General features: G+C 38.2%; 10 protein-coding genes. 8 read left to right on the top strand and 2 right to left on the bottom strand.

The window, feature by feature from the left end; translation table 11 throughout:
- Positions 1 to 130: 130 nt before the first annotated feature.
- On the bottom strand, positions 131 to 1,522 hold the full coding sequence (fumC, locus tag ACPDHL_RS08470; RefSeq protein ID WP_430532340.1) for a class II fumarate hydratase: 1,392 nt from the start codon (positions 1,520 to 1,522) through the stop codon (positions 131 to 133).
- Positions 1,523 to 1,666: 144 nt separating this feature from the next.
- Here fumC and ACPDHL_RS08465 point away from each other — a divergent pair, with 144 nt between their 5' ends.
- From ACPDHL_RS08465 to ACPDHL_RS08450, 4 genes are all read left to right on the top strand, one after another.
- A complete protein-coding gene (locus ACPDHL_RS08465; protein ID WP_182625717.1) occupies positions 1,667 to 1,843 on the top strand; it encodes a hypothetical protein in 177 nt (58 codons plus the stop codon).
- 238 nt (positions 1,844 to 2,081) lie between these two features.
- Complete coding sequence (locus ACPDHL_RS08460) at positions 2,082 to 4,919, top strand: TonB-dependent receptor (RefSeq protein ID WP_430532339.1); 2,838 nt, start codon at positions 2,082 to 2,084, stop codon at positions 4,917 to 4,919.
- 66 nt (positions 4,920 to 4,985) lie between these two features.
- Complete coding sequence (locus ACPDHL_RS08455) at positions 4,986 to 5,984, top strand: metallophosphoesterase (protein WP_430532338.1); 999 nt, start codon at positions 4,986 to 4,988, stop codon at positions 5,982 to 5,984.
- Complete coding sequence (locus tag ACPDHL_RS08450) at positions 5,984 to 7,051, top strand: phytase (RefSeq protein WP_430532337.1); 1,068 nt, start codon at positions 5,984 to 5,986, stop codon at positions 7,049 to 7,051. The genes ACPDHL_RS08455 and ACPDHL_RS08450 overlap by 1 nt, the downstream gene beginning before the upstream one ends.
- 80 nt (positions 7,052 to 7,131) lie before the next feature.
- On the opposite strand, the gene ACPDHL_RS08445 is transcribed toward ACPDHL_RS08450, so the two are convergent.
- Entirely contained in the window at positions 7,132 to 7,302 is a 171-nt protein-coding gene (locus ACPDHL_RS08445; protein WP_430532336.1) for a hypothetical protein, read from the bottom strand.
- A 1,245-nt stretch (positions 7,303 to 8,547) separates the two neighbouring features.
- Here ACPDHL_RS08445 and ACPDHL_RS08440 point away from each other — a divergent pair.
- The 4 genes from ACPDHL_RS08440 (at position 8,548) to ACPDHL_RS08425 (ending at position 11,857) form a co-directional block, all read left to right on the top strand.
- Positions 8,548 to 9,420 (top strand): SDR family oxidoreductase, encoded by an 873-nt coding sequence (locus tag ACPDHL_RS08440; RefSeq protein ID WP_430532335.1) that lies wholly within the window; start codon positions 8,548 to 8,550, stop codon positions 9,418 to 9,420.
- 150 nt (positions 9,421 to 9,570) lie between these two features.
- On the top strand, positions 9,571 to 10,335 hold the full coding sequence (locus ACPDHL_RS08435; RefSeq protein ID WP_430532334.1) for a ParA family protein: 765 nt from the start codon (positions 9,571 to 9,573) through the stop codon (positions 10,333 to 10,335).
- Positions 10,336 to 10,358: 23 nt separating this feature from the next.
- Positions 10,359 to 11,261 (top strand): ParB/RepB/Spo0J family partition protein, encoded by a 903-nt coding sequence (locus tag ACPDHL_RS08430; RefSeq protein WP_430532333.1) that lies wholly within the window; start codon positions 10,359 to 10,361, stop codon positions 11,259 to 11,261.
- Complete coding sequence (locus ACPDHL_RS08425; RefSeq protein WP_430532332.1) at positions 11,261 to 11,857, top strand: DUF5683 domain-containing protein; 597 nt, start codon at positions 11,261 to 11,263, stop codon at positions 11,855 to 11,857. The genes ACPDHL_RS08430 and ACPDHL_RS08425 overlap by 1 nt, the downstream gene beginning before the upstream one ends.
- The last annotated feature ends 14 nt before the right edge of the window (positions 11,858 to 11,871 follow it).

Below are 11,871 nucleotides of genomic sequence, written 5' to 3'. Positions count from 1 at the left end.
TCCAAACCATTTATTACTATATTTAATAATGAAGTTAATGTTTAAAAACGGTCAACCATATTTAGGGACGTTCACCATTCACCACTCACCATTCACCACTCACCATTCACCATTCACCACTCACCACTCACTAATTCCCAATCATCTTCTTCGGATCTACCCAAAGGTCAAAGTCTTCCGGGGTAACATAGCCCAATCGAACGGCTTCTTCTTTTAGTGTAGTTCCATTTTCATGTGCGGTTTGAGCGATTTCAGCGGCTTTATAGTAGCCGATTTTCGTATTCAAGGCGGTAACTAACATCAAGGAGTTGTCTACGAGTTCTTGAATGCGTTTGTGATTTGGTTCAATTCCCTGTGCACAGTGTTCATCAAAAGAAACACAAGCATCGCCGATTAGTTTTGCCGATTGAATAAAATTAGCTGCCATTACAGGTTTGAATACATTCAATTCATACTGTCCTTGTGTACCACTAAAGGAGATTGTTACATCATTTCCTAATACTTGAGCAGCTACCATGGTTAAAGCTTCACATTGTGTTGGATTCACTTTTCCAGGCATAATAGACGAACCAGGTTCATTGGCAGGAATGATAATCTCACCAATACCCGAACGCGGACCTGAAGCTAACATGCGAATGTCATTGGCGATTTTGTATAGGGAAACCGCGAGTTGTTTTAAGGCACCATGCGTTTCTACAATAGCATCGTGTGCAGCAAGCGCTTCAAATTTATTAGGAGCGGTTACAAAAGGGAGTTTCGTAAAATCAGCAATGTGTTTAGCAACGACTACGTCGTAGTTGGCTGGGGTGTTTAATCCTGTTCCTACAGCCGTACCACCCAGGGCTAATTCAGCAAGGTGAGCTAAGGTATTGTTCAATGCTTTTAATCCGTGCTCTAATTGAGCGACATAACCCGAAATCTCTTGTCCTAAGGTTAGAGGCGTTGCGTCCATTAAGTGCGTACGTCCAATTTTAACGACATCCTTATAGGCTTCTGCTTTGGCTGCCAAGGTGTTTTTGAGCTGTGTAACTCCGGGAATGGTAGATTCAACAACCGCTTTATAGGCGGCAATATGCATAGCCGTAGGATAAGTATCGTTAGACGATTGTGATTTGTTGACATCGTCATTGGCTTTGAGTACAGGTTCACCCTCACCAATGGCCATACCCGCTAAAACCTGTGCACGATTGGCAACAACCTCATTGACATTCATATTGGATTGCGTACCTGATCCCGTTTGCCAAATAACCAAGGGGAACTGATCGTCTAATTTACCTGCGATAATTTCATCACATACCTGAGCAATTGCATCTCTTTTTTCTTGGTTTAATACCCCTAAATCGAAGTTAGCATAGGCTGCTGCCTTTTTTAGGTAAGCAAAAGCCTCAATGATTTCATGCGGCATCGAAGCTTCAGGGCCAATTTTGAAATTGTTTCTCGAACGCTCTGTTTGTGCTCCCCAATACTTGTCTTTGGGTACTTGTACTTCACCTAGGGTGTCTTTTTCTATTCTATAGTCCATGATGTGATTTGTATTTAAAATTACCTTAAAGATACTGAATTATTTAGTTTCATTCTAAAGAAGAGGGAAAATAAAATGAGGGGTATTGTCAAATCAAGAAAAGGATGTATATTTGGGACGTATACAAAAAAAATCCGGAATAAAATGTTTGAATTTCAACAGTATTTAGGTTTCATCGTTGCCATGACCGTTATTACAATGGCGTTTTGGCTTTTAATATTCTTGATTGGATTCGCTTGCTACTGGGCAACTGGAGGAACAATTGAGTTTTTAAAAGAGAAGAAAGCTAAAAAACAGCAATTAGAAGAAAGTCAAATGTAAAATTTGATTTTACGAAATAAAAAGAGGTTATGCCAAGCATAGCCTCTTTTTTTTGGTTATGGGAGATGGGAAATCGCAACGAATTGTTCTTTGTTCTTTGTTCTTTGCGCGGTTTGAGATACACTGTACAACCGATTAACTGTCCACCGATAACCGTAACACAATCATAACGATATAGAAACACAATTTCGTAGGGGTAGAATTAAGTTTGCTTTCAAAACAAATCAATGTGATAATTATGAAAGTAAAGTACTTATTATTCTTTTTTACCCTTTGTTTGGCTTGGACCTTACAGGCACAACAAGCGGATAAAAAACACGGTATTGTATCCGGAAGAGTTATTGATGTTACAGATAAGAGCTCACTACCTGGGGCTGCTGTATTGTTAGATAACGGAAAACAATACACGATTAGTAATACCAATGGTTACTTTGAATTTTTAAATATACCAGGGGGGCAGTATACCTTATCGGTTAGTTATATGGGGTATGCACCTATCGAACAAGAGGTTGAGGTAGTTGCAGGACAAAATACCGTAGTCAATTTAAGTTTGTCTACTGATATTCAAACCCTAGAGGGGATTGTTATTATTGGAGACCGTTTGAAAGGACAAGCCAAAGCGTTAAACCAACAAAAAAACAACGCGAATGTAACCAACGTGATTTCTGCAGATCAAGTGGGGCGTTTCCCCGATTCTAATATTGGAGATGCGTTAAAACGCGTACCGGGGATTACCATGCAAAATGACCAAGGCGAAGCCCGTAATATCGTAATTCGAGGATTGGCATCGAGTTTAAATTCCGTAACCTTAAATGGAGATCGCATTCCATCAGCAGAAGGAGACAATAGAAATGTACAGATGGACTTAATTCCGTCGGATATGATTTCCTCCATCGAAGTCAATAAAACACTAACCCCCGATATGGATGCAGACGCCATTGGAGGATCTGTTGATTTGATTACCCGTGCTTCCCCTTATGGAGAGCGCATTTCTGCTACCGTTGCAGGAGGATATAATCCCATTAGAGAAAAAGGAAACTATATTGGTAGTTTTGTTTATGGCAATCGCTTTTTAGATTCTAAATTCGGAATGATTTTAAGTGGATCGTACAACAGCAATAACTTTGGTTCAGACAACGTCGAAGGCGTTTGGAGTCAAGACGAGCACAATAATGTGTATATCAGTGAGTATGACATCAGAAAATATGATGTTCAACGCGTGCGTCGCAGTTTCTCAGGAGCTTTTGACTACAAAATTAACGACAACCACACGATTTATGCCAGTGCCATGTACAACTGGAGAGATGATAGAGAAAACAGATACCGTGTGCGTTATAGAAGCATTACACCCGAATACGATGCAGAAAACAATATTGTAGGCTACAAAGGAGATATCCGCAGAGAAACAAAAGGGGGAATTGACAATAGCCGCAATAAAAATACGCGATTAGAAGATCAGCGCGTACAGCACTATGCGTTGAGCGGAGAGCATTTGTGGTCGAGTAATTTAGATATGGATTGGTCGGTGAACTATTCCCGTGCATCCGAAGATCGTCCAGGAGAGCGTTATTTGGATTTCCAAAATAAGAAAGTAGCCATGGTTGAGGATTTGTCTAATGGAGACTTTCCCTTACTCACAGCAACAAAAGATACACCAGAAAACTTCAGTTTTAGAAAGCTAACCGAAAACCACAACTTTACAAAAGACAGCGAATTTGGAGCAAAATTGAATTTTAGAATTCCGTTTTCTGTAATTGAAGATCAAAAAGGGCGCCTGCGTTTTGGTGGTCGCTTGCGTTTAAAAGACAAAGAACGCGATAATATGTTCTACGAGTATACTCCCATTGCTCCCAATGCCATTGGAAACCTAGTAGACGTTCCTCATAATTATTACGATGGTGCTAGTTTTCAGCCAGGTAGTAAGTATGTGCCAGGTTATTTTGCAACCAAAGAATACCTAGGAGGATTAGATTTGAATAATGCTAGTTTATTTGAAAAAGAAGCCAAGCCTGAAGAATATCTAGCCTTGAATTACAAAGCGAAAGAAAAAATTTATGCAGGGTATATCCGTTGGGATCAAGATTTTAACGAAAAACTGTCGATGATTGTAGGGGCACGTGTAGAGCATACAAGTATTGACTATACAGGAAATCACATTGTAGATGAAAGCGATTTAGTAGGAGAGGTAAACAATACCAACAGCTATACCAACGTCATGCCGAGCTTGACCTTTAAATACACCACAGACCAGGATTGGATTTACAGAGCGGCTTTTACTACAGCCTTAGCAAGACCTGATTATTATGCATTAGCCCCTTATATTAGCGTGATCTCTCAAGATAATGTGGTGGCAGCTGGAAATCCAGACCTCAAAGCAACCTATGCGTATAACTTCGATTTGATGGCAGAAAAATATTTCGAATCCGTAGGGATGTTCTCTGCTGGTGTGTTTTACAAAAACTTAAATGACTTTATTTATACCTATCATTCAGATTCGTTTACAAAGGAGAACTTTGACGCTACTTTCCCTGATCAAGTAAACCCAATCAAAGCTGGAGACAAATGGAAATTTACCCAACAACGCAATGGAGATCAGGTGAATCTATTTGGTGTTGAGGTAGCTTTTCAAAGACAGCTTGATTTTATTCCTGGGAAATTCTTTAAAGGGTTAGGCGTTTATGTCAACTATACCTATACGCATTCAGAGGCCAAGGGAATTACCAATGCCGATGGAGAAGTACGCAAAAACATGGAATTACCAGGATCAGCTCCGCATATGTTTAATGGATCGCTATCGTGGGAAAATGAGCGCTTTTCTGCTCGTATCTCATTGAACTATTCATCTGATTATTTAGATGCTTTAGGAGGAAATAGCTTCGAAGATAGCTATTACGACAAACAATTGTTTTTAGATGCTAATGCATCTTATAAAATAACCAAGTATTTACGCGTATTTGCCGAAGCGAATAACCTGACGAATCAACCGTTGCGCTACTATCAAGGCGTGAGTAATCGCGTAAAACAAATGGAATACTACCAGCCAAAGTTTACGTTGGGAATTAAATTTGATTTATAATATAAACCATACACCAGAAAATTACAGCGAATAGTTCTATTGGCTGTAATTTTTTATTTACAACCTATGAAGAAAATACTTTACACTTTATTTTTACTTAGTTTTACGGGACTAACCCAAGCGCAAACCCCTTTTGAATACGAAAAAAGCACGGGGTATTCAGGACAAAATATTCCCAGTTTAAACCATCAAGAGGATAGTTTTAATTTCTTAGTTTTAGGAGATTTTGGTCGTGTAGGCGATTACTATCAAAAAGAGGTGGCTCGTGAATTGGGGAATGCCATGGTGGTACTCGACGGAGAATTTGTCGTTTCAGTAGGCGATAATTTCTATCCTAATGGGGTGGCGAGTACGCAGGATTATCATTGGATTTCGTCTTTTGAACAGGTATATACCAATCCTTCGTTATATGCCGATTGGTATGTCGCTTTAGGCAATCACGATTATTTGGGTAATGTGCAAGCCCAAATAGATTATACGCAAGTGAGCAGACGCTGGAATATGCCTGATCGCTACTACAGCAAAACGTTTAAATTAGAAAATGGAAAAAAACTCTTGTTGGTGGTGATGGATACTAATCCGTTTATTGACAATTACCGCAAGAGTGCAAAATATGGCGATTTGGTTGAGCAAGATACAGCCAAACAAATGCAGTGGTTAGAAGAAACGCTAGGACAGGCCGATCCAGACATTCAGTGGAAAGTGGTCGTAGGACACCATCCGATGTATAGCGGAGGCAAGCGAAAAGTAAACAAAGATACCCAGGGATTTGAACAAAAATTTGCGGATTTCTTTGACCGCCATCGTGTAGATGCTTATATCTGTGGACATGAACACGATTTGCAAATCATTAAACCAAAAGAGCGCTATACCACTCAGTTTTTATCAGGAGCAGCAAGTGAAGTTCGCCCTTCTGGTAACATGGAACACACGATTTTTGCAGCCGCTGAACCTGGTTTTATGACCTTTTCTATTGTGGACAAGGAGCTAACTGTTCAGGTCGTAAAAGCTACAAGTGAAAGTGCAGAAGTGATTTATACTCATACCCTAAAAAAGACTAAGTAATGAAAGCAAAATCAATCTATTTTATACTGAGTTTGACTTTACTCACCGCTTGTAAGGACAAACTAGCCCCTGTTTCACCCGATGCTATTCAACCCCTAGTAGTAACCGAACAAACCGTTTTTGATACGGATGATCCCGCTATTTGGATTGATAAAAACGATCCCAGCAAGAGCTTGATTATTGGAACGGATAAGGAAAAAGGCGGTGGACTCTATGCTTATGATTTACAAGGAAAAATTGTAGCTTCTTACCCTGATATGGCCCGTCCAAATAATGTGGATATTGCCTATGATTTCCCTTATCAAAATGATACCATAGCCATTGCTGTAGTAACTGAACGCAAGGCCAATGCGATTCGTTTTTTTAAATTACCAGAATTAACGCCCATTGACAATGGAGGACTAACTGTATTTGAAGGGGAAACAGCAGAGGGGTTTAATGAACCTATGGGCATTTCCCTTTATACAAAAAAAGAGGGAGAAACGCCTGTGTTTTACGCTATTGTTGGACGTAAAAATGGTCCTGAACAAGACTACCTATGGCAATACGAATATGCAGTCAATGCCAACGGAAAACTAGCATTGACGCTAGCACGTAAATTTGGTGCGTATAGCGGAAAGAAAGAAATTGAAGCCATAGCAGTAGACCAAGAATTGGGCTATGTGTATTATTCTGATGAAACCGCTGGGGTGCGTAAATATTATGCAGATCCAGCAAAGGGGAACGACGAACTAGCTTTCTTCGCACAAGCCGATGCCAAACGCGATCACGAGGGAATTGCCATCTACAAAAAGGATGCAACAACGGGATATATCGTGGTATCCAACCAACAGGACAATTCCATCCTGATTTATCCAAGAGAAGGTAAACCGACAAATCCGAATCAGCATCAACTAATTACTACCATTCCCGTAGCAGCAGTGGAATGCGATGGCTTGGAAATTACCGCTCTGCCACTCGATCCCAAATTTCCAAAAGGCATGTTAGTGATGATGAGCAACGGAAAGGTGTTTCATTATTACGATTGGAACACCATCCAAACTCACATTGATAAGGCTCAGAAATAAAAAAACAACAGCATAAAAAAAGACATCCCTCGGGATGTCTTTTTTTTGAAATATAAATTTACGTAAGAAAGGTTCAAAAATTATTCTGATTTGCTTTTCTTCTTTTGTTGGGAATAGTATAGGGTAATCGGCAAAGTAATAAATAGCACGACCATCATATCATACCCCATGGTAATAATCCCATAGTTCTTTAAGAGAAGCACACAAATCATGGCTAGAAATGATGCAGCTAGAAAGTGTGATTTTTTCATAGTAAAAAGAGTTTGATCAAAGCGAAGATAGGTATATTCGGTTAAAAACCAAAATTAATGTTAAAGAATGGTGAGTGGTGAGTGGTGAGTGGTAAGTGGTAAGTGGTAAGTGGTAAGTGGTAAGTGGTGAATAGTGGTGAACAGTTTAAAGTGAATGGTTTACAATTTTACAAACTTTAGGAACATCACAAACATCATAATCTTACGAATTCATAAAATTGCACTTAAAGTAGTTGTTTTATTAGGTTAATTTCAAGTATAACCTAGTCTGTGTGTGAAATATTTACATTTTGTGGCTATAACAAGTGGTTTTAAATTCTATAATGTTTCAACAACAATATTGTAAATTCGTAAATATCATATATTATGTTATTTTTGCTAAAAAAAATAGTATGTTGAATGAAAATAAACTATATTACTTACTTTGTGTATGTCCTATGATAACTACTTTTCTTATTATTATGGGGCATGACGTATTCAATACAGAAAATACATTACTTTTTTTATTGTCTATTTTTTCACTAATTTCTAGTGTATTAATACTTTATAAAATCTTTATTTCCGATAAAAAGATTGTTAAATAGCTGAAAATAAAAACCGTGATTTTTTAGTCGGGGTTTTTGTTTGTCTTACATAATTTATCTTAGTAGATTATAATTTATTTACGTTTTCAAAAATCTTAACTACGACTTTTTGAATACTGTATGATTTCAAAACTTCTCAATCTTACAACTTGGTGTGACTGATGTAATGCTTTTTTTCATCAGTGTAACATAAGTATAAAGATTAAATCTTTTTTGTAAAGAAAATTTCACGACTTTACAGCTTCACATAAAATAAATCAAAGCTTAGTGCAGATTCATCAAATACCAAACAAATATAAACTAGATGAGGTAAACTGCGCAACTAACCAATCACACCAACGTTCAAAGACTTTTCTTTGGGTCTTGTTCGGGTTTTGTTCGAGTCTTGTTCGGTAAAACAGCCCTCAGCCCAAGTAAACTCGAAGATGACTCGAACAACTACCGAAGAAAGCCAAAAGAAGTATAGGTTAATGTGTTGTAAATCTGATGATTGTTTTTTTTGAATGATAATAAATAGTCCCAATAGTGGTAAAGTATACCCACGACCAGTAAAAAAGGATCAGGGGATTTGTTTTTATTAAAAGAAAGTTTTTAATCCTAAGAGCAAAGGATATCAGCTTCCTTTTTGTATCTTTAGAAGATATCAAAAAGAAAACAAGTTATGAATTATACAGAAAAAATGTTACCGCCAACGGCATTAAAAGATAAAGTAGTGATCGTTACTGGAGGGGGAAGTGGATTAGGCAGATCGATGTCGGCTTACTTTATGGAGATTGGCGCAAAGGTTGTAATTACCTCTCGTGATATGGAGAAGCTACAACAAACAGCCCAAGAATTAGAAGCACAAACAGGAGGTTTGTGTTTTCCGGTGAGTTGTGATGTTCGACATTATGATCAAGTAGAGCAAATGCTACAAGCAGTATTGGAAAAATGGGGAAGAGTAGATGTATTGCTCAACAATGCGGCAGGTAACTTTATTTCACCAACAGAACGCTTGTCGTCCAATGCATTTGATACCATTGTTGATATTGTGCTAAAAGGAACAAAGAACTGTACGTTGGTCGTGGGTAAACACTGGATTGAACAAAAACAACGCAATACGGTTGTACTAAATATAACAACGACTTATGCGTGGACGGGATCGGCTTATGTGGTACCTTCTGCAGTGGCAAAAGCAGGTGTTTTAGCCATGACGCGAAGTTTAGCTGTAGAATGGGCCAAGTACGGCATGCGTTTTAATGCTATTGCACCAGGTCCATTCCCAACAAAAGGAGCATGGGATCGCTTATTACCAGGGGATTTAAAAGAGAAATTCGACCTAGCGAAAAAAATTCCATTGCGCAGAGTCGGTGAGCATCAGGAGTTAGCAAACTTAGCCGCCTATTTAATTTCCGATTTCTCGAGCTATATCAACGGTGAGGTAATCACAATTGATGGTGGAGAATGGCTACAAGGTGCAGGAGAGTTTAATATGCTCGATCAAGTTCCCGAAGAAATGTGGGACATGCTAGAAGCGAATATTCGCAAGAAATAAAGCAAAATAAATAAAGGGTATTCTTTTGGATGATAAGAGATTACCCTTTTTTTATGGGAAGGTTACCGATTGAGAATGTTAATAAAATAGATTTTATATACAGATAATTAATTGTATTTTTACCACTCAAAATTTATTTGATATAAGAAAATGGGGAAAATTATAGCTGTTGCCAATCAGAAGGGTGGAGTAGGTAAAACTACGACTTCTGTGAATTTAGCTGCTTCTTTAGGAGCACTTGAAAAAAAGGTATTGTTAATCGATGCCGATCCTCAAGCGAATGCTACTTCAGGATTAGGAGTGGATGTAGAAGCTGTTGAATTAGGTACTTATGAAGTGCTAGAACACAGTTGTACACCAGCAGAAGCCGTTGTAGATTGTACAGCTCCCAATGTGTATTTAATTCCTGCACATATCGATTTAGTTGCGATTGAAATCGAATTAGTTGATAAGAAAAACAGAGAGTATATGCTCAAAGAAGCACTGCAATCGATCAAAAATCAATACGACTATATCATCATTGACTGTGCACCGTCTTTGGGATTATTGACACTAAATGCACTTACTGCGGCAGATTCTGTTATTATTCCAATTCAATGCGAGTATTTCGCTTTGGAAGGACTAGGGAAGTTATTGAATACCATCAAAAGTGTACAGCGCATTCACAACCCTAAATTGGATATTGAAGGCTTGTTGTTGACGATGTATGATTCCCGTCTTCGCTTGTCCAATCAAGTGGTAGAAGAAGTACAAAAACACTTTAATGATATGGTTTTTGATACCATTATCCAACGCAATGTAAAATTAAGTGAGGCACCTAGTTTTGGTGAAAGTATCATAAATTACGATGCAACCAGTAAAGGTGCTACAAATTATATTAATTTAGCGGAGGAAATAGTAAAAAAGAATCACTAAAAATAGGAGAGGAAAGATAAACTATGGCAAAAGCAATCAAAAAACAAGCTTTAGGAAGAGGATTGTCAGCGTTGTTAAAGGACCCCGATAATGATATCAAGTCCATTGACGATACAAATGCTGATAAAGTTGTGGGGAATATCATTGAATTGGATGTAGAAGCAATTGAAATAAATCCTTTTCAACCTCGTACAAATTTTAATGAAGAGTCTTTGCAAGAGTTGGCAAGTAGTATTCGCGAACTCGGCGTGATTCAACCTATTACGGTTCGAAAAATTGACTTTAATAAATATCAGTTAATTTCAGGGGAAAGAAGGTTAAGAGCTTCTAAAATAGCTGGCTTATCCACGATTCCTGCTTATATTCGCATCGCAAACGACAATGATTCCCTTGTCATGGCTTTGGTTGAAAATATTCAACGCCACGATTTGGATCCCATTGAGATTGCCATGTCCTATCAACGTTTGATGGAGGAAATTAGCTTGACACAAGAACAAGTGAGCGATCGCGTAGGTAAAAAGCGTTCAACAATCGCCAATTACTTGCGTTTATTGCGATTAGATCCCATTATTCAAACGGGAATCCGAGATGGTTTTATTACCATGGGGCACGGTAGAGCGATTATTAACATCGACGATTTAGACGTACAAACGGATATTTATCACAAGATTATCTTGGAAAATTTATCCGTGCGCGATACAGAAGCTTTGGTAAAAAAATATCAAGAAGGGGATAAAGCAGCGGGACAGGTAAAAGCCCAACCCAAAGCCCAACCTGCAGTACCAGAAACGTACAGACAATCTTTTGGAAAGTTTTTTGGCGCTAAAGTTGATATTAAAGCCAACCACAATGGAAAAGGAAAAATCACCATTCCCTTTTACTCAGAAGAAGATTTAGATCGTATTATCAAACTTTTAGAAAAGTAGTGAGAAGTAAAGTTATATGGATAATTATTTTCAGTACCTTTTTTCATCTAGCAGGTTTTGCTCAAGAAGAAGAGGTACTTGAAAAGGATAGTAAAAAAGAAAAGAGAACCAAAGAGGTTGTTTACAAACCGATTGATCCTGTTGCACCTTCTCGTGCAGCATTCTATACTACAATTGTTCCTGGTTTGGGACAGATTTACAACCGAAAGTATTGGAAAGTACCGCTAGTGTATGCTGGAATTGGTATTCCTGTTTACTTTTGGGCGGATAATCAACGCAATTATGATCGTTATCGAAACGAGTATAAAAACCGCTTGCAAGGCAAAATAGACCAAACAGATGAAACACTAGCAGGACTAGATGAAGAACGCTTGTTAGATGGTCAAAATTTTTACCGCAAGAATAGGGACCTATCCGTGGTTATCGCCATCGGGTTTTATGTCTTAAGTATTGTAGACGCCAATGTTGATGCGCACTTAATGCAGTTTAATGTCAATGAAAACTTGACGATTAAACCCGTTATTGAGTTCGATCAAAAGAGTTTAACGCAACAACAACAATATCAATACGCGATTAACGTACAGTATCGCTTTTAATTCAAACGTAATTT

This window comes from Myroides sp. C15-4 (genome assembly GCF_050522745.1).
Taxonomy (GTDB): domain Bacteria; phylum Bacteroidota; class Bacteroidia; order Flavobacteriales; family Flavobacteriaceae; genus Flavobacterium.
The sequence above is the reverse complement of the archived record's forward strand: the minus strand, read 5'-3'. Positions and strand labels throughout refer to the sequence as shown.